The 18807-nt window shown below is 73.0% G+C and carries 17 protein-coding genes; 6 read left to right on the top strand and 11 right to left on the bottom strand.

Annotated features, from left to right (window positions below; translation table 11 throughout):
- The 7 genes from OERS_RS12620 to OERS_RS12590 all read right to left on the bottom strand — a co-directional run.
- Positions 1-554, bottom strand: a 554-nt coding sequence (locus OERS_RS12620) for a hypothetical protein (RefSeq protein ID WP_211268478.1), incomplete at its 3' end; no start/stop codon positions are given.
- Positions 555-670: 116 nt separating this feature from the next.
- Positions 671-2560 carry a heavy metal translocating P-type ATPase gene (locus tag OERS_RS12615; RefSeq protein WP_068626024.1) on the bottom strand — a complete coding sequence of 630 codons (1890 nt, stop codon included), beginning with the start codon at positions 2558-2560 and terminating at the stop codon, positions 671-673.
- A 308-nt stretch (positions 2561-2868) separates the two neighbouring features.
- Positions 2869-3228 (bottom strand): hypothetical protein, encoded by a 360-nt coding sequence (locus tag OERS_RS21545; RefSeq protein ID WP_068626023.1) that lies wholly within the window; start codon positions 3226-3228, stop codon positions 2869-2871.
- Positions 3225-5246 (bottom strand): ferrous iron transporter B, encoded by a 2022-nt coding sequence (feoB, locus tag OERS_RS12605; RefSeq protein WP_083201425.1) that lies wholly within the window; start codon positions 5244-5246, stop codon positions 3225-3227. Before feoB ends, OERS_RS21545 begins: the two co-directional genes overlap by 4 nt.
- Positions 5243-5473 (bottom strand): FeoA family protein, encoded by a 231-nt coding sequence (locus OERS_RS12600; protein WP_056653215.1) that lies wholly within the window; start codon positions 5471-5473, stop codon positions 5243-5245. The genes feoB and OERS_RS12600 overlap by 4 nt, the downstream gene beginning before the upstream one ends.
- A 74-nt stretch (positions 5474-5547) precedes the next feature.
- Positions 5548-5754, bottom strand: a complete 207-nt coding sequence (locus tag OERS_RS12595) for a hypothetical protein (RefSeq protein ID WP_056653206.1) — start codon at positions 5752-5754, stop codon at positions 5548-5550.
- Between the two features lie 155 nt (positions 5755-5909).
- Entirely contained in the window at positions 5910-6929 is a 1020-nt protein-coding gene (locus tag OERS_RS12590) for a LacI family DNA-binding transcriptional regulator (RefSeq protein ID WP_068626022.1), read from the bottom strand.
- A 187-nt stretch (positions 6930-7116) separates the two neighbouring features.
- Here OERS_RS12590 and OERS_RS12585 point away from each other — a divergent pair, with 187 nt between their 5' ends.
- From OERS_RS12585 to OERS_RS12565, 5 genes are read left to right on the top strand one after another with little or no spacing between them, the layout of a single operon-like run.
- A complete protein-coding gene (locus tag OERS_RS12585; protein ID WP_211268477.1) occupies positions 7117-8427 on the top strand; it encodes an ABC transporter substrate-binding protein in 1311 nt (436 codons plus the stop codon).
- 22 nt (positions 8428-8449) lie between these two features.
- Entirely contained in the window at positions 8450-9370 is a 921-nt protein-coding gene (locus tag OERS_RS12580) for a carbohydrate ABC transporter permease (RefSeq protein ID WP_068626021.1), read from the top strand.
- A complete protein-coding gene (locus OERS_RS22005) occupies positions 9370-10332 on the top strand; it encodes a carbohydrate ABC transporter permease (protein WP_082609097.1) in 963 nt (320 codons plus the stop codon). The genes OERS_RS12580 and OERS_RS22005 overlap by 1 nt, the downstream gene beginning before the upstream one ends.
- A gap of 7 nt (positions 10333-10339) precedes the next feature.
- Positions 10340-12850: a beta-xylosidase/alpha-l-arabinosidase gene (locus tag OERS_RS12570; RefSeq protein ID WP_068626020.1), complete on the top strand. Its 2511-nt coding sequence runs from the start codon at positions 10340-10342 to the stop codon at positions 12848-12850.
- 49 nt (positions 12851-12899) lie between these two features.
- Complete coding sequence (locus tag OERS_RS12565; protein WP_068626019.1) at positions 12900-14669, top strand: glycoside hydrolase family 43 protein; 1770 nt, start codon at positions 12900-12902, stop codon at positions 14667-14669.
- A gap of 75 nt (positions 14670-14744) precedes the next feature.
- Here OERS_RS12565 and OERS_RS12560 read toward each other — a convergent pair whose 3' ends face one another.
- From OERS_RS12560 to OERS_RS12545, 4 genes are all read right to left on the bottom strand, one after another.
- Positions 14745-15101, bottom strand: a complete 357-nt coding sequence (locus OERS_RS12560; protein ID WP_068626018.1) for an iron chaperone — start codon at positions 15099-15101, stop codon at positions 14745-14747.
- Between the two features lie 81 nt (positions 15102-15182).
- A complete protein-coding gene (locus OERS_RS12555) occupies positions 15183-15764 on the bottom strand; it encodes a VanZ family protein (RefSeq protein WP_068626017.1) in 582 nt (193 codons plus the stop codon).
- Positions 15765-15927: 163 nt separating this feature from the next.
- Positions 15928-16665 (bottom strand): HEAT repeat domain-containing protein, encoded by a 738-nt coding sequence (locus OERS_RS12550; protein WP_068626027.1) that lies wholly within the window; start codon positions 16663-16665, stop codon positions 15928-15930.
- Between the two features lie 187 nt (positions 16666-16852).
- A complete protein-coding gene (locus OERS_RS12545) occupies positions 16853-17455 on the bottom strand; it encodes a TetR/AcrR family transcriptional regulator (RefSeq protein ID WP_068626016.1) in 603 nt (200 codons plus the stop codon).
- A 185-nt stretch (positions 17456-17640) separates the two neighbouring features.
- Here OERS_RS12545 and OERS_RS12540 point away from each other — a divergent pair, with 185 nt between their 5' ends.
- Positions 17641-18717 carry an alkene reductase gene (locus OERS_RS12540; RefSeq protein WP_068626015.1) on the top strand — a complete coding sequence of 359 codons (1077 nt, stop codon included), beginning with the start codon at positions 17641-17643 and terminating at the stop codon, positions 18715-18717.
- Positions 18718-18807 lie beyond the last annotated feature (90 nt).

The raw sequence follows: 18807 nt of genomic DNA, 5'->3' as shown, positions 1-18807 counted from the left end.
GCCCAGAGCCACCCCGTGCGCGCGCCCACCCCCGCGTCCGGCAGCCCGCGCAGCAGCAGGACCACCCCGCCGAGCAGGCACAGCGAGCCGAGCGGCTCGAGCAGCGTGATGCGCTCGGCCCACGCCGCGGCGAACGAGACCGCGTACAGGACCCCGCCCACGACCGCTGCGGTGGTCCCCCAGCGTCCGGCGATGCGCGTCACCAGGACGGCGTTCGCCGCCCCGACGAGCATGACGCCCACGCGCGCGGCGACCAAGGCGTCGCTGTCGCTCGTCCACGCGGTCAGGGCCGCGAACGGGGTCAGGGCGAGCATCGAGCCGGGTGGGTGCAGGAGCGTGAAGTCGCGGTAGGGCACGAGCCCGTGCACCAGGGCGACGGCCGAGGAGAAGTACACCCCGTCGTCGTACCCCGTGTAGTCGCGGACGCCGACCGTCCCGCCCGCGAGGCTCCAGCGCACCGTGAAGGCGAGGACGGCGACCCCGGCGGCGACGATCCAGCCCGTCGCGCGGGTGGGGCGTCGGGCGGTGCGGTGGGTGCGGGGCGCCGGGCTCACTCGTTCGAGTCTGCCCGGCTTCGGCGCGGGGCGCCCGGGGGGACGGGGGCCGCGCCCGGGACGGACCTGCGTGCCCGACGGCGGCGCTCGCCTCGGGGGCTCGGGTCCGGCCGGGCTCAGCGCGCGGCGACCGCGGGTTCGGCCGGCGAGGGGGCGTAGGCAGTCTGCGGAGGACCGGAGAGGCGCGCGCCGCGGCTCGCTCGCAGCGCCCAGAGGATCGCGACGAGGTCGACGCCCTCCTGCATCCAGGCGCCCGCGAGCGCGGGGAGGTACCCGAGTGCCGCGACCAGCATGAGCGCGACGCTGAGCCCGATGCCGACCCAGATGCTCTGCAGCGCGACCCGGAGCGTGTCCTTGCTGACCCGCACGGCTGCTGCGACGGCCGAGACGTCGTCGCGCAGGACGACCGCGTCGGCCGAGTCGCTCGCGGCCGTGGCGCCGCGCGCTCCCATGGCGATCCCGACGTCGGCCGAGGCCAGGACCGGCGCGTCGTTCACACCGTCGCCCACCATGACCACGGGGCGCGCGGGGGCGTCCCGGACCGCCTCGACCTTGTCGAGCGGCAGGCACTCTGCGCGCACGTCGTCGATGCCCAGGGCAGCCGCGACGTGCTCGGCCGTCGTCCGCTGGTCGCCCGTGAGCATCATGACGTGGTCGACGCCCAGGGACCGGAGCGTGCTCACCGTGGTCGCGGCCTCGGCCCGCACCTCGTCGCGCAGGACCAGCGCCCCGACGGGGACCCCGTCGACCGCGACGTGGACCGCGAGCTCGCCGGGCTGGAGCACGGCGGGCTCGACCGCGGTGCGGGTCTCGGCGGCGACGTAGGACCGTTTCCCCACCACGACCTCCCGGCCCGCGACGAGAGCCCGGACACCGTGCGCCGGGACCTCGTGCGCGCCGGTGCCCTCGGTCGGCAGGAGCCCGCGCTGCCGTGCGCCCTCCACGACGGCGTCGGCCAGGACGTGGCTCGAGTACTGCTCGGCCGACGCTGCCAGCCGCAGCACCTCGTCGGCAGCCAGGCCCCCGGTGGTCTCGACGCGCGCGAGCGCGGGACGACCGTGGGTGAGGGTCCCGGTCTTGTCGAAGGCCACGGTGCGGGCGCGGTCGAGCCTCTCCAGGGTCTCGCTCGACTTGACGATCACGCCCTCGCGCGCGGCGCGGCTCATCCCGCCCATGAAGGCGACCGGCGCCGCGATGAGCAACGGGCACGGTGTCGCGACGACGAGAACTTCCGCGAACCGGGTGCCGTCCCCGCTGACCCACCAGGCGAGCCCGGCGATCGCGAGCGCGACGAGGGTGAAGGGGACCGCGAAGCGGTCGGCCAGCCGGACGGTCCGTGACCGGCTCGTGGTCGCCTGCTCGACCAGCGCGACGATCTGCTGGTACTGGCTGTCGCGGGCCGACCTGGTCGCGCGCAGCGTGACGGCCTGCTGCCCGTTGATGCCACCTGAGGGGACCTCGTCCCCGCGCTGCCGCTCGACCGGCAGGGGCTCGCCCGTGAGCGACGACTCGTCGAGGTCGGCTCGGTCGCTCACGAGCTCGCCGTCGACCGGGACCACCTCGGCCGGACGGACCACGACCAGGTCGCCGGGGCGCACGTCGTCGACGCGGACGTCGCGCAGCGAGCCGCCGTCGAGCACGTGCGCGGTCGCGGGGGCGCGGGACATGAGCGCCGAGAGGTCGCGGCGGGCCCGGTTCGCCGCGTAGTCCTCGAGCGCCTCGCCTCCCGTCAGCATGAGCACCACGACGAGGGCCGCCCAGTGCTCGCCGACGACGACTGCGGCCGTCACGGCCGTCACCGCGAGGATGTCGATCCCGGCGTGCCCGCGGAGCAGGTCACGGAGCATACCCACGCCCGTCCATCCTGCGACGGCCAGCGCGTAGGCGGACACGAGCCACGGGACGGCCGGGGACCAGGGGGTGAGCGAGAGGACCCCGGCGACGGCCGCGACCAGGACCGTCGCCATCACCAGCGGATACCGCCCGAGGTTCTTCACTGTGGTCATACCACGTTGTCTAGCATTTCGTGCACATTCTTTCCAGCAAGGAAAGGCTCGCCTGGGACTGTGTGAGGAAAGGCATTCCTTCGCTGGGGTCCCCACATTTCTTCGGGGCTTCTCGGGTGGCCCCGGTGTCGCGACATGAGTGCCAGGAGCCGCGAGATGCCGCCGATCTTCGGTGCTTGCGCCAGGGGTGGGTCAGCGACAACGCGGACCTTTTCGGCGAATGTGGCGATCGTGGCGGCGCGTGGCGCAGGAATGTCCCGCCGGTGCGCGAAGAATGTGTTGGTGCGGGGTTCTGCCGTAGGTGGGTGTCAGCAGCGCCGGGGCGACGCAGACGCGAGCGGGCACCCCGCGCACGCCAGGGGGATCCGGCGCCGCGTGCCCGCCGCGGGTGGGGGCGTGCAGCCCGGGCCTCCGGCACCCGTCGCGCAGCCGAGGGCGGGTGCCGTGCCCGGCCGCGTCGGGCGGGGTCCCGCGACCTGCGCGAGCCCCAGGCGGACGAGCTGAGCGACCGCCGCGTCGACGAGCCGCGGGTCGAGGCCCAGGTCGGCGGCCAGGGCGCCGACCGCGACCCCGGCGCGGAGCCGTGCCAGCACGGGCCGCAGGAGCTCGCGGGGTCCTGCGCCGTCACGGAGGCCGAGCTCCTCGCTCGGCGCCGTCGGGGCGCTCACCAGACGAGCCGCAGGAGCTGGAAGGTCGCGACCGACAGGACCCACGCGACGCTCAGCTGGATCGCGACGGCCCCCAGGGTCCAGCGCCACCCGAACATCCGCTGCTGCTCGGCGACCGTCGCGAGGCACGGCGTGTAGGCGAGCACGAAGACCATGAAGGCCAGTGCCGCCGCAGGGGCGTGACCGCCCGACGTCTCGTCGAGCGTGGCCCGGAGCTGCTCGCCGAGCTCGCCCGGCGACGAGCCCACTGGCTCGTCGACCGCGTACGCCTGCGCGAGCGCGCCCACTGCGACCTCCTTGGCCACGAAGCCCGTGACGAGCGCGCTCGTGGTGCGCCAGTCGCCGTAGCCGGCGGGGGAGAAGACGGGGGCGACCTGGTCGGTCAGGCGCCCGTAGGCCGAGTCGTGCACGGGCACCTCGCCGAACGTGTGGCCGGGCGTCACGGGGACCGAGAGCAGGAGCCAGACGACGACGAGGACGCCCACGATGATCGTGCCCGCCCCGCGCAGGAACGCGAGCACACGACGGCCCGTCGTCACGAGCAGCGGGACCGGGCGCGGCACGTGGTAGGCGGGGAGGACGAGCGCGAGGGGCTCGTGGGTCAGGTCGCGGAACAACGTGCCTCGCAGCACGAGCGCCCCGACGAGCACGAGTGCGACGCTCAGCACGTACATCGCGAGCACCACGAGCCCGGTGTGCCGCGGGAAGAACGTGCCTGCGAGCAGGACGTACACCGTCAAGCGGGCGGGGCACGAGGCGTACGGGATCAGGAGGCCCGTGAGCAGCCGCTGCCGCGCGTTCGGGAGCGTGCGCGTCGCGGCGAGCGCCGGGAGGTTGCACCCGAAGCCCACGATCAGGGGCATGATGACCCGCCCGTCGAGTCCGACCGACCGCATGAGGCGGTCGGCCAGGACCGCGACCCGCGCGACGTAGCCCGAGTCCTCGAGCAGCCCGATCGCCAGGAACATCAGGGCCATGAGCGGCGCGAACGCGACGACGACGCCGACGCCCGCGACCAGGCCGTCGACCAGGAGCCCCTCGAGCCACCCGCCGCTCAGGCCCACGCCGTCGAGCGCCCAGGTCACGAGGCCCGCGACGGGCCCCGTGACCAGGGCCTCGGTCGCGCCCATGATCGGTGCCGCGACCCAGGTCGCGAGCTGGAACAGCGCCCAGAGCGTCACGACGAAGACCGGCAGGCCCACCCAGGGGTCGAGGAGGAGCGCGTCGATCCGGTCCGCACGGCTGCGCGTCGCGGAGCCGTGCGCGCCGACCGACTCGACGACGTCGTCCGCCCACCCGAGCAGCGCGTCGATGCGGTCGAGCTCGTCGTCGGGTGCGGTGCCCGGTGCTGCTGCGCCCGGCAGGCCCGGGACGGGCCGAGGGTGCTCGGACACCGCGCGGACCGCCGCGACCAGCCCGTCGGTCCCGCGCCCCGTCCGAGGATCGACCTCGACCACGGGCACGCCCAGACGGGCGGCGAGCCGCCTGGGGTCGACCGTCACCCCGTCGGCCGTGGCGACGTCGGTCATCGTGAGGGCCACGACGACGCGCTCGGTCCGCGCCCCGACCTGACCGAGCAGGAACAGGGCGCTGTGCAGCTCGGCCGCGTTGGCGACGAGGAGCGTCACGGTGCCCGGCTCGGCCCCTGCCCGGTCGATCTCGGCGACCGTCACGGCCTCGTCGGGCGAGACCGGGGTGAGCGAGTAGGTGCCGGGGAGGTCGACGAGCGCGAGCGGGGTCGCGGTCGTCGTACCGGCACCGGTGCGGGGCCGCCAGGTCCCCCGGGCCAGGTCGACCGTGGTCCCGGGCACGTTCCGGGTGGTCTGCCGCGCGCCCGTGAGGTGGTTGAAGAGCGTCGACTTCCCGGCGTTGGGCGTGCCCACGAGCAGCACCCGCAGGACGGGAGCGGGAGCCGTGGTCGCGCCACCGCCCGGGGCGCGGCGACCGCGGGGGTGAGCGGCGCCGTCGGGCCCCTCGTGCGTGCGCGGTGCGCCGCCCTCGCAGCGCGGACAGCTCACGGGGCGGTCTCGAACCGGCGGACCGTCGCGGCGTCGAGCGCGATGCGCCGGCGCCCGACGAGCACGACGCGCCCGCCGAACGGGGTCCGGAGCGCGACGGTCACGCCCGCGCCGGGGCGCAGGCCCAGCTCGCGCAGCCGCACGTCGGACGTCGGGGTGAGCCGCGCGCCCGCGCGCGCCGAGGTCAGGACGACGTGGGTGCCCGGGGGGACCTCGGCAAGGTTCATGCTGCCGACGCTAGTGATGAGGTGAGGCTTGCCTCAGATGCCGGAGGTCCTGGCGCTGCGGGCCGTAGGTCCCGTCAGAGGCTCAGGAGCGCGCCCGTCCCGATCCCGGCGAGCGTGCCGACCACGATCGTCACCGCGGCGATGGCCACGGGGTGCGCGGGCGTGCCGTGCAGGCGCTGCCACAGGCTCGGGGTCGCGGGAGCGGTCGCGGCATGGTGGATCTCGCGGCGCGAGAGTCCCGCGGTCACGGGGGCGGGCTCGGTGACGTGCTGCGTGCTCATGGTTCTACCTCCTGGAGATCTGCTTCTGGGAGGAGAGACGCCGTCCTGCGGTCGGCATGACGCGGAAGTCGTGGTGAGGAGAGTCACGCGGCCCCCGGTGGCGGAGCGACCGGCTCCGGCGTAGGGCCGCCCGCCGCAGGGCGAGCCTGCCCGGCCTAGGCGCTCGCGGGCGCCGCCGTGCTCCCGCGGACCACGAGGCTCGTCGCGAGGTCCATGCGCGTGTTGGTCACGGCGCCCTCGCGCGCCTTGAGGACGAGCCGGGCCGCTTCCTGGCCCATCTCCTGGAGCGGTTGGTGGACCGTGGTGAGCGCGGGGCTCGACCAGCGGGCCACGGGGACGTCGTCGTAGCCCACGATCGAGAGGTCCTCGGGCACGCGCAGGCCGTGGCGCCGGGCGGCCTCGAGCACGCCGAGAGCCTGGAGGTCCGAGCCCGCGAAGATCGCGGTGGGCGGCTCGGGCAGGCTGAGGAGCTCGTCGGCGCGGTCGGTGCCGCCCTGGGGGTGGAAGTCGCCGAACCGGACCAGGTCCGGGTCCGCGGTGAGCCCGGCCGTGCCGAGGGCCGAGCGGTAGCCGTCGAGGCGGGCGAGCGAGCACATCATGTCCTCGGGCCCCGTGATGACGCCGATGCGGCGGTGGCCGAGCTCGATCAGGTGCCGGGTCGCCATGAGGCCGCCCTGCCAGTTCGCCGAGCCGACCGAGGGGACGTCGGGCTCGGGGTCGCCCGCGGGGTCGATGACCGCGAACGGGATGGCGCGGGACCGGAGCTGCTCCTTGACCGCGGCCGGGAGGGTCGAGAAGACGAGCACGACGCCGAGCGGGCGGCGCGCGAGCACGCCCTCGATCCACTCGGGCCCCGGAGCGTGCCGGGTGCCGGACTCGGTCAGCACGACGCTCGCGCCGTTCTCCCGCGCGACGTCCTCGACGCCGCGGATGAGCTCCATGGCCCAGATGCTCTCGAGCTCGTGGAACACGATCTCGATGAGGGGGGCCGAGGCGGTGGGGCTCTTGCGGCGCCGGTAGCCGTGCTGGACCAGGAGGGCCTCGACCCGGTCGCGCGTCCCGGCCGCGACGTCGGTCCGCCCGTTGAGCACCTTGGACACGGTCGAGAGGGACACCTGGGCCTCGGCGGCCACGGCGGCGAGCGTGACCCGCCCCGGAAGAACTTCGTCGGTCATGCCGGTCAGCGTAGCGCCTCGGGGGAAAGTTTCGAAGGGTGGGCAGCCGTGTCTCGGTGCGGAGGTCCCAGTCTTCTCCCAGTGGATAACGGTTGGGACTCGTTGTTGACCCCGGCGGATTCGCGTCTTAGAGTCCAGGACAACCGAGTACTTTCGGCGCAGGCGCCGAAACTTTCGAAAGGGTTCGATGATGAACACAAGAACGCGGAAGTCGCTCACGGCCGCGGCCGTGGCGTCGGCGCTGGTCCTCCCGCTCGCAGCGTGCGCGAGCGGCGACTCCGGCGGCTCCGGCCGTCCCGAGAACGAGATCCACGTGATGGTCTACGGGGACGCGACCAACAAGGTCGAGCAGCAGATGGTCGACACGTTCAACAAGACCTCGGACGTCAAGGTCGTCCTCGACACCATCCCGGGCGCCGACTACCAGCAGAAGCTCCAGACGATCATCGACACCAACGCGGCGCCGGACGTCTTCTTCAACTGGGGCGGCGGCTCGATCGAACCCTTCGTCGACGCCGACCTGCTGCTCCCCCTCGACGACTTCATCGCCGAGGACCCCCAGCTCAAGGACGCGTTCCTGCCCGCGGTGTTCAACTCGGCCGTGATCGACGGGAAGTCCTACGGCATCCCCATGCGCGGCACGCAGCCCGTCATGCTGTTCCACAACAAGCAGGTCCTCGCGGACGCGGGCATCGAGGCCCCCCAGACGTGGGACGAGCTCCTCGCCGCGGTGGAGACCCTCAAGGCGCAGGGCGTGACCCCGATCGCGCTCGGCGGCGCCGACCAGTGGCCGACCCTCATGTGGTACCAGTACGCGTTCGACCGCGTCGCCGGCCCCGAGCTGTTCGAGAAGGCGCTCGCGGGCGACACCGACGTGTGGGACTCGGCCGAGAGCCACGAGGCGCTCGACAAGCTGTCCGAGCTCATCGACGCGGGCGCGTTCGGCACCAACTTCGACTCGGTCAAGTTCACCGACGGCGGCTCGCCCGCGCTCCTGCGCTCGGGCAAGGCCGCGTTCGAGCTCATGGGCTCGTGGAACTACTCGACGCACTACGACGTGGACCCCGGGTGGACCGACGCGAACCTCGGCTACACGGCGTTCCCCGCGATCGACGGCGGCAAGGGCGACGCGGCCAACATCACGGGCAACACCAACAACTTCTACTCGGTGCTCGCCAAGACCCGCTACCCGGACGCCGTGCGTGACTTCCTCAAGCTCATGTACTCGGACGAGTTCGTCGAGGCGCAGCTCGCGATCGGGAACCTGCCGACCACGACCAACACCGAGCAGTTCCTGGACCAGGCCGCGAGCCCCGAGTACGCCGCCTTCCAGTTCGACCTCGTGAAGAACGCGCCGCACTTCCAGATGTCCTGGGACCAGGCGTACCCCCCGGCTGCCGGCACCCCGCTCAAGATCGCGGTCCAGCAGTTCTTCAGCGGCCAGATCGACGCCGACGGCTTCATCGCTGCGATGAAGTCCCTGCCGGCCTCGCGCTGACCGGTCCCGGACGGAGATCGTCATGACCACCCGCGCACCCCAGGGGCGCACGCGCTCGGGCGCCGCCGACCTCCAGGTCGGCCGCCCGGGCGTGGTCTGGGCCCTGCCCGCCGCCCTGTTCTTCGGGCTCTTCGCCCTCCTGCCCATGGTCCTCGTGCTCGTGCTGTCGTTCACGCAGTGGAGCGGCCTGGGCAGCCCCGAGTTCGTCGGGACCGAGAACTGGTCCCGCCTCCTCGACGACCCCGTGATGCTCAAGAGCATCGGGCTCTCGCTCGTGCTGACGGCGCTCGGCGTCGTGACCCAGACCCCGGTCGCGATGCTGCTGGGCGTGTGGGCCGCAGGGCACCAGTGGAACCGCGCGGTGCTCTCGGCGATCTTCTTCGTGCCGCTGCTGCTGTCCGCGGCCGCGGTCTCGGTCCTGTGGCGCGCGGTGCTCGACCCGAACTTCGGCGTCCCGGCCCAGATGGAGTGGCTGTTCGGCGACGGCAACCTGTTCGGGAACCAGTCGACCGCGATCGCGGTCCTGGTGTTCGTGAGCCTGTGGCAGTTCACGCCGCTGCACGCCCTGATCTACCAGGGCGCCGCGAAGGCCGTGCCACCCATGCTCTACGAGGCGGCCGAGATCGACGGCGCGGGACGCGTGCGCTCGTTCTTCGCGATCACGCTCCCGCAGCTGCGGAACACCATGATCACGTCGGTGATCCTCATGGTCGTCGGCGGCCTGACGACGTTCGACACGGTCCTCATCCTGACCAACGGCGGGCCCGGCACGGACACGACCATCACGGCCTTCTACATGTACCAGAAGGCGTTCCGCGGCTTCGACTTCGGTCTGGCCTCGGCGATCGCCGTGGTCCTGGTCGTCGCGGCGACCGCGATCTCGCTGGTCATGGTCCGCCTGTCCGGGTACGACAAGATGCGCAGCGAGCTGGAGGGCGTGTGATGAGCAACGACCTGAGCGTCACCCCCGCGGAGCAGGTCTCCGGCCCGACGACGTCACCCACCTCGGGTGGTGCGCCCCGCCCGGGCGCGACGCAGGACGGCGGCGCGCGACGCCGTCGGGCAGGCGGCCGGGCTGGAAAGGGCAGCCGCAACCGACCCAACTGGGGCGCGGGCATCGCGGTCACGATCTGGCTCCTGATCGTCGCGATCCCCCTCTACGTGCTGGTCACCGCGTCGTTCCAGACGCAGGCCGGGTACGCCGAGGGCGGCCCGCTGTCCCTGCCGACCACGTTCACGCTCGACAACTTCACCAACGCGTTCGACCAGGGCTTCGGCCGCTACTTCCTCAACACGCTCGTCGTGACGGTCGCGGTGGTCGGGATCGTGGTGCTGCTCGTGCCGCCGCTGTCGTACGCGATCGTGCGCAACCGCTCGCGGGCCACCACGGGCATCTTCCGGATGTTCCTCCTGGGCCTCGCGGTCCCCGCGAGCGCCGTGATCGTCCCGATCTTCTACGTGATCTCGGTCGTGGGCCTGTACGACAACCTGATCGGCGTGATCCTGCCGACCGCGGCGTTCTGCCTGCCGATCTGCACGATCATCCTCAGCGGCTCGATGCGTGACATCACCAACGAGCTCTACGAGGCCATGGCCCTCGACGGCGCGTCGCCCAAGCGCGTGTTCCTGCAGCTCGTGCTGCCGCTGTCCAAGGGCGGCGTCGCGACGATCGTCGTGTACTCGGCCCTGCAGGCGTGGAACGGGTTCCTGTTCCCGCTGATCCTCACGCAGTCCGAGTCGACCAAGGTCATCACGCTCGGCCTCTTCAACTTCCAGACGCAGTACGGCGTCAACATCCCCGGCCTCCTCGCGGCGGTCGTCATGTCGATGATCCCGATCCTGCTCGTGTACCTGTTCGCCCGGCGTGCCCTGGTCCAGGGCCTCATGGGCGTCGGCGGAAAGTAGCTCCACGATGACTCTTCAGACGAACCTGCCGTCCTCTGCCGTGCCCGGCCCCCGTGGGGAGACCCTCCCTGTGTGGTCCGACCCGTCGGTCGACACCGCGACCCGCGTCAAGGCGCTCATGGCGGAGATGACCCTCCGCGAGAAGGTCGCCCAGCTCTTCGGGGTGTGGGTCGGTGCGTCGGCCGAGGGCGGCGAGGTCGCCCCGCACCAGCACGACATGGAGGACGGCGTCGACCTCGACGCACTCCTGCCCGACGGGCTGGGGCAGCTGACCCGCCCGTTCGGGACCAACCCCGTCGACCCGGCCCTGGGTGCGCTGTCGCTGCTGCGCACGCAGGAGCGCGTGCGGTCGGCGAACCGGTTCGGCATCCCCGCCGTGGCGCACGAGGAGTGCCTCGCGGGCTTCTCGGCCTGGGGCGCGACGGCCTACCCCGTGCCGCTGTCGTGGGGCGCGTCGTTCGACCCCGCGCTCGTGCGCCGCATGGCCGCCGCGATCGGTCGCGACATGCGCTCGGTCGGCGTGCACCAGGGCCTGGCCCCCGTGCTCGACGTCGTGCGCGACGCCCGCTGGGGTCGCGTCGAGGAGACCATCGGCGAGGACCCGTACCTCGTGGGCACCGTCGCCACGGCGTACGTGCAGGGCCTCGAGTCCGAGGGCATCGTCGCGACGCTCAAGCACTTCGCGGGGTACTCGGCCTCGCGCGGCGGACGCAACCACGCGCCCGTCTCGATGGGCACGCGCGAGCGCGCCGACGTGATCCTGCCGCCGTTCGAGATGGCCGTCCGTGAGGGCGGCGTGCGCTCGGTCATGCACGCCTACACGGACACCGACGGCATCCCGTCGGCCGCGGACCGTGAGCTCCTCACGGGACTGCTGCGCGACACGTGGGGCTTCGACGGGACCGTGGTCGCCGACTACTTCGGGATCGCGTTCCTCAAGATCATGCACGGCGTGGCGGGCGACTGGGCAGATGCCGCCGCGGCGGCGCTCGCGGCGGGGGTCGACGTCGAGCTGCCGACCGTCAAGACGTTCGGCGAGCCGCTCGTCGCGGCCCTCGAGGCCGGGGACGTCGACGTCGCGCTCGTGGACCGGGCCCTGGAGCGCGTGCTGCGCCAGAAGGTCGAGCTCGGTCTGCTCGACGCCGGCTGGGACCCCGTCCCCGAGGTGCTGCGCGACGTGCCCGCGGGCGTTCTGGCAGCCGTCGCCGGGGCGGGGGCCGACGCGCAGGACATCGATCTGGCCGCGCTGCGCGGGACCGTCGACCTCGACGGCCCCGCCAACCGCGCGCTGGCCCGCGAGGTCGCCGAGCAGGCCGTGGTCCTGCTCGCGAACGACGGTGTGCTCCCGCTCGGTCCGGACGTGCGCCGGATCGCGCTCGTGGGTCCCACGGCCGAGGATCCCATGGCCGTGCTCGGCTGCTACTCGTTCCCCGCGCACGTGGGCCTGGCCCACCCCGAGATCCCGCTCGGGATCTCGCTGCCCACGCTCGCCGCGTCGCTGCGCGCCGAGCTGCCGGGCGTCACGCTCGACGTGCTGCCCGCGATCACGCTCGACGGCACGAGCGACCCGTCCTCGACCGGGGCCGTGAGCACGGCCGAGGTCGCGGCCGCCGACGCCGCAGGCATCGCGGCAGCGGTCGAGCTCGCCCGCGAGGCCGACGTCGTCGTGGTCGCCCTGGGCGACCGGGCCGGCCTGTTCGGTCGCGGCACGAGCGGCGAGGGCTGCGACGCCGAGTCGCTGCGCCTGCCCGGTGCCCAGCAGGACCTGCTCGACGCGCTGCTCGCGACGGGCCGCCCCGTGGTCGCGACGATCCTCTCGGGTCGTCCTTACGCGCTCGGCGCGGCCGCGACCCCCGCGCCGGGGGAGCCTGGCGCTGCGGCGATCGTCCAGGCGTTCTTCGCGGGCGAGGAGGGGACCCCCGCGGTCGCGGGCGTCCTGTCGGGGCGCGTGGCGCCGTCGGGCCGGCTGCCCGTGAGCGTGCCCGGGACCGAGGGCGCCCAGCCCACGTCCTACCTGGCCGCGACGCTCGCGCAGGCGACCGACGTGTCGAACATCGACCCGACCGCGGCCTTCGCGTTCGGCCACGGGCTCACGTACACGAGCTTCGACTGGTCGGACCTCGTGGTGAGCGCGGCCGAGGCTGCGACCGACGGGGCCTTCGAGGCGTCGTTCGTCGTGCGGAACACGGGCGGGCGCGACGGCGTCGAGGTCGTGCAGCTCTACGCGCACGACCCCGTGGCGTCGGTCGTGCGGCCCGTGCAGCGGCTGATCGGGTACGTGCGCGTGCCGCTCGCCGCGGGCGCCTCGGCGCGCGTGAGCGCGACCGTGCCCGCCGACGTCCTGTCCTTCACGGGGCGCGACGGGCGTCGGATCGTCGAGCCGGGCGCGATCGAGCTGCGGTTCGGGGCGTCGAGCGCCGACGTGCGGCTCGTGGCTCCCGTGTCGCTCGTGGGCGACGTGCGCGTGGTCGACCACACGCGCGAGCTGCACGCGCCCCTCGTGGTGGGCGAGGTCTGAGGTGACGGACCCGAGGTCGGTCAGGCGATCGGCCGCGCAGCCGATTCCCGTGGTCCGGCCGCCCTCGGGTCCGGCAGCCCGGACCTTCGCGAACCCCGTCCTGCCCGGCACGCACCCCGACCCGAGCATCTGCCGGGTCCCGGGGGCCACCCGGGCGGACGGGACCCTCGCGCCCGACGACTACTACCTCGTCACCTCGACGTTCGAGTACTTCCCGGGCCTGCCGGTCTTCCACAGCCGCGACCTCGTGACGTGGACGCCGGTGGGCCCCGCGATCCACCGGACCGACCAGGTGGACCTGTCGAGCGTGCCGTCGTCGGGCGGGCTCTACGCCGCGACGATCCGCCACCACGCCGGGACCTTCTACGTCGTGACGACGCTCGTCCACACGCAGGGCCAGGGTGGGCACCTCCTCGTGACCGCGACCGACCCCGCCGGGCAGTGGTCCGACCCGGTGTGGCTCGAGGGTGACGGGATCGACCCGTCGCTGTTCTTCGACACCGCGGGTCCCGACGACGGCGCTCGCGTGTGGCTCACCGCGACGCGCCTCGCAGACCCGGGGGAGTGGGAGGGGCAGACCGAGGTGTGGCTGCGCGAGCTCGACCTCGTGGCCGGGGCCCTCGTCGGCCCTGAGCGCGTCCTGTGGCGCGGCGCGCTGCACGGCGCGGTCTGGGCCGAGGGCCCGCACCTGTACCGCGTGGGCGACCACTACTACCTGCTGGCCTCCGAGGGCGGCACCGAGCACCAGCACGCGGTCTCGGTCGCGCGGGCGGACGCGGTGACGGGCCCGTACACGGGGAACCCCGCGAACCCGGTCCTCACGCACCGCCACCTGGGCCGGGACTTCCCCGTGGTCGGGGTCGGGCACGGGGACCTCGTGGAGACCGCGGCCGGCGAGTGGTGGATGGTCCTGCTCGGCAGCCGCCCCTACGGCGGCTACTTCCCCAACCTGGGGCGCGAGACGTTCCTCGCGCCCGTGGTCTGGGAGGACGGGTGGCCCGTGGTCGCCCCGGGCGTGGGCCACGTCGCGGCGAGCTTCCCCCTGCCCGACGTCGGAGCGCGGCTTCCGGGGGCAGACCCGGCGGCGCGCGGAGTCGCTTCTGCGTCGGGGGCCGGCGTGGCGGTCCCGTGCGAGGTGTCCGCGGAAACGCCTGGTGACACGTCCGTGGAGGCGAGCGCCGTCGTCGTGCGGGAGACGTTCGACGGCTCGTCGGACGATGCGCTGGGCCTCGCGTGGAACCAGGTGCGGACCGGGGACCGGTTCTGGTCCCTGACCGAGCGGCCCGGGCACCTGCGGCTCGCGCTGCTGCCCGCGACGCTGTCCGACGTCGCGACCCCCGCGTTCCTGGGGCGCCGGCAGGAGCACAGGGACGTGGACCTCACGGTGCGCGTCGACGTCGACCCGGCCGGGCCGGGCGAGTGGGCCGGGCTCGCGGTGCGCCAGTCCGAGGAGGCATGGATCGCGGCGGTCGTGACGCGGGCGGCGCCCGGTGCGGCCGGTGCGCCCGGCGGGCGCGAGCTGCTCGTCGTCGAGCGCTTCGGAGGCGAGGAGGTCGTCGTGGGCCGCGCGGCGCTCGGGTTGCTCGGCCTGGCCCAGGGTCCCGTGGACGTGGTGCTGCAGGCCGCAGGGCAGGAGTACGCGTTCGGCGTCGAGACCGGGGACGGGTTCGTCGCGGTCGCGACCGTGCACGGCGGGCGGCTCAGCTCGCCCGAGGCCGGAGGGTTCCTGGGCGTGTGGCTCGGGCCGTACGCGACGGGCCGCGGGACGGCGACGGCGACCGTGGCGGACGTCGAGCGGGTGGAGTACGGAGAGCTCTAGCGCGCGACCAAGGCCTCGGCGGCCCAGGTCGGAGGCCGACGCTGTCCGCAGGGGCGCCGCTCCCAGGCTGAGGCGTCAGGCCCCGGCCGTGTGGCGTGACGCCGACGCCAGGCGTTCGACGAGGTCGTCCGGGATGGGTCTGCGCGGCGAGAAGGTGATGCCGGTCTTGGTCGCCTGGAGACCGGCGGCTGCGATCTCGTCGGCATGTGCCGTGATGGCGCCCGGGAGGACGTAGAGCCCGCACTGCTTGCTGAACGCCGCGTAGCTCGCGACGACCGAGCCGTCGACGGCAAACCCCGGCATGTCGTAGGCCACGATCTCCTCCGCTTCCGGCAGGGTGCGGGACAGCAGCGCGCGCAACCGTCTCAGCGACGGCTGGAAGACCTCGGGCGCTGCGGCGATGTAGGAGTCGTGGTCGGCTGACGTCGTCATGGGCTGTCTCGCTCTCGGCTGGTGCTGTGGAGGCTCGGTCGTCGGGCCGTGGGGCAAGCCTCCCGCGGGCCCGCTCCGGTGTCACCCGCGCTGTGCCGAGCCGACCTCGGCTCCGCGGACCTCGATCGCGTGCCAGCGGAACCGGTCGACGAAGGCGCTGAAGGACGGGACCTTCACGAGCGCCGAGAACACCGCGAAGCCGACTGCCCCACCGGTGACGTTGAAGAGCAGATCGTTCACGTCCGCGATGTGACCGCCACCCACCAGGTGCGCCGTCACGAGCTGGGTGACCTCGATCGTCAGGCTGAGGACTGCTGCCGCCACCATGACCTTCCTCCACGAGGCCCGGGGCACGAGCAGCGGCACGAGGACGCCGACCGGGACGAAGACCAGGACGTTCATGACCGCGTCAGCGATCTCGTAGTCCGCGAACGGCACGACGGCGAGATGGCTGCCCCAGGGGGCGCTGCTGACGGGCTTGTCCAGGAAGAGGGGGAAGACGGTGTTCGCGACGATCCCGGCGACGTAGACGCCGAGCGCGAGGGCGACCGCGGCCCGCGGCACGGAGAACCGCCCGCTGCGGATCAGGGACCACATCGACCCCGCGAGCACCGCGGCGGCCAGAGGGATGACGACCGGGAGGACCGGGACCTGCTGGAACACGGATGACCTGCACCTTCTCCGAGACACGAACGCGGCTGGTGCCGCGGCTCCACGCAACGGTGCCCGCTGTCCGACGAGCTCGGCATCCGTCTGTGGTCGGATCCCTGGGGACGGTGAGTGCGACCGTCGTCCCCTGGGCGGAGCGTGTGCGCGCGGCGCCCGATCAGCCGGACGGCACGTCGGGCGGGTCGAGCAGGCGGCGAAGGCGGGTCTTCTTCTCGTTCTCGCGCACGATCCACGCCACGTCCGGGTCGTCGGAGCTGCGCAGCGCGGCGAGACGCGGCAGACCGGCAGCCGGGTCGCCCGCGACGGCGACGCTCCAGCAGTACCCGAGGGCCTGGCGCAGCGCCCGGACGCCGGTGTCGCGGCGGGCGTCGGACGGGAGCGCGCCGATCGAGGCGGTGGCGGCCGCACAGACGTCCAGGGCGGTGGTCGCGGTGGCGGGTGTTCGCAGGAGGCGTGGCTCGCAGATCCCAGCGACCGCGGCTCGGCGAACCAGCGGGTCCTGGTCGCCGACCCAGGACGCCACGAGCGCGCCGAGGGTCGTGGGCTCAGCGTCGCCGATGCGCTGCAGCGCCATCGCGACGGCCTCGCGGACACGCCACGACCCCTCGGCGGCGCGGTCACTCAGCAGGGCGACCAGTTCAGTGCGCGCATCGGCGGGGACGTCGACGACGAGCCGGCCGAGGCCGACCGTCCCGCAGCAGCGCAAGTACTCGTCGGGGCTGTCGGCCAGGGCGAGCACGAGGCCTTCCGTCGCGACGTCGGCGAACGCGCCGATCAGCTCGAGGTTCGCCCGAGGACCGGGCAGCCCGGAGCGGGCGGTGAGGTAGGCGCACACGGCAGCAGGATCGCCGTCGAGCGCGCGCAAGGCGGCCCGGTGCTCTTCACGCACGCTCATGACCAGCACGCTAGGGCTTCCACCCCCGCCCGGGGTAGGGCCGTTCGGCCGATGCTCAGCTGCCGAAGGGCCTGTCTCGGCCCTGGGTCCGGCGTGCAGGCGGACTCACGGGCGCCCGATGCGTTCTCCACGACGACGTCGCGCTCGTCGACGCCATCCCGCGAACCTGTCGGTCGGGTGTCGTGGGTCAGTCTGGTAGGAGCGCGTCCACCTGGTGTGCGATCTCCTGCACGATTGCCTCGACGGGGCGTGCGGCGTTGGCCGTCGCGGCCATGCTGAGCAGCATGATCGCCGAGACGATGTGAGCGAGGGTCGCGGCCTTGGCGGGGTTGATGCGTTGGTCGCGTTGCAGCACGGCTGCGATGGCTTCTTCGGTCTGAACGGTCAGTTCGAGGGCCCTGCGGTGGTGAGGCTCGTCCGGGTCGCCGAAGACGATCTCGCGCAGGTAGGTGCGGCCGTTGGAGATCTGGGCGCGGTTGCACTCCACGACAGGGCGGACGATCGCCATCACGGCGTCGAGCGGGTCTTCTGCGTGGTCGGCGGCTGCCCTGCCGCGGGCGAGGGCGTCGGCGTAGGAGGAGTTCTGGACGAGCAGGAGGAGCTCGCCCTTGGTCTTGGCGTACAGGAACAGGGTGCCGGTGCCGATGTCGGCCTTGTCGGCGATCTGCTGGGTGGTGACGTCGTCGACGCCGTGCTCGGAGAAGAGCTCTCGGGCGGCGGCGGTGATGCGGTCGAGCTTGTCCTGCTTGTTCCGTTCGCGTCGACCGACGGGCTGGGGGGCGACTGACATGGGACGGTGTCCTTCGGGAATAGAACCTGACTGTGCTCAGTTCCGAGCATAGTCACTACTGTGTGGGCTCGGAAGTATCGGGCCTCATTCTCCCATTCTCGGGGGACACCTTGGTGTCCACCGGCTGGTGGGTGCTGGGCGGCGGTGGCGTTCGCGACCCCTCGATGTGAAGGACGAACAGCCTCATGACCACGTCTTCTCTCTGGCAGCCGTTCACGCTCGGCCGCGTGGAGCTTGCCCACCGGCTCGCACTGGCTCCCATGACCCGCAGCCGGGCGAACCCGGACGGCACCCCTGGGCCGCTGACAGCCCGCTACTACGGGCAGCGCGCCTCGCTCGGGCTCGTCATCACCGAAGGGGTCCAGCCCTCGGCAGATGGGCAGGGGTACCTGAACACCCCGGGCATCTACACCCCGGAACACGTCGCGGGCTGGCGCGAAGTCGCCGACGAGGTGCACGCGAGCGGGGGCGCGCTCTACATCCAGCTGATGCACGTCGGGCGCGTCTCACACCCGGACAACACCCCGCATCACCGTCAGCCGGTCGCGCCGTCGGCGATCTCCGCCGAGCAGGACATGTTCACCGCCACTGGCCCGCAGAAGACTCCGGTGCCCCGTGAGCTGAGCATCGACGACATCCAGACCACGATCGTGGACTTCCGTCACGCGGCAGCCTCTGCGATCGCCGCCGGCGCGGACGGCGTGGAGATCCACGGCGCGAACGGGTACCTGCTGCACCAGTTCCTGTCCCCGAACGCGAACCACCGCACGGACTCCTACGGCGGATCGGTGGAGAACCGGTCCCGGTTCGTGATCGAGGTGGCTCGTGCGGTGGCCGAGGAGATCGGAGCCGACCGCGTGGGCATCCGTCTGTCGCCGTCGATGCCCTTGGGCGGGATCGACGAGGGTGACACCGAGCAGGTGCGCGCCCAGTACCGGCACCTGGTCGGCGAGCTCGCGGGACTGAATCTGGCCTACCTTCACCTGCACCACGTCGGCGACGACGAGCTGCTGCGTTCGTTCCGCGACACCTGGCCGACCGCGGTGCTCGTGGTGCGGTACGGGCGTTCACGCGAGCAGATCTCCGACGACATCGACGCGGGTCTGGCAGATGTCGCGCCATTGGGCCGGTTCGCCCTGGCCAACCCCGACATCGTCGAGCGCCTGCGCACCGGCGCCCCGCTGAACGAGGTGGACCCCACCACCTTGTACGGCGGCGGTGAGGCCGGGTACACGGACTACCCGGCCCTGACACGCGCCTGAGCGCGTGCCCGTGAGCCGCCCGCCCTGCCCCGCCCCGGCGGGGGTGGGCGGCGCACGCCTCCGCACATCGCGTCCACACACGATCCATCC

Origin of the sequence: Oerskovia enterophila (assembly GCF_001692445.1) — a bacterium.
GTDB classification, from domain to species: Bacteria; Actinomycetota; Actinomycetes; order Actinomycetales; family Cellulomonadaceae; genus Oerskovia; species Oerskovia enterophila.
Note: the sequence above shows the minus strand (reverse complement) of the source record. Positions and strands in the feature narration are given on the sequence as shown.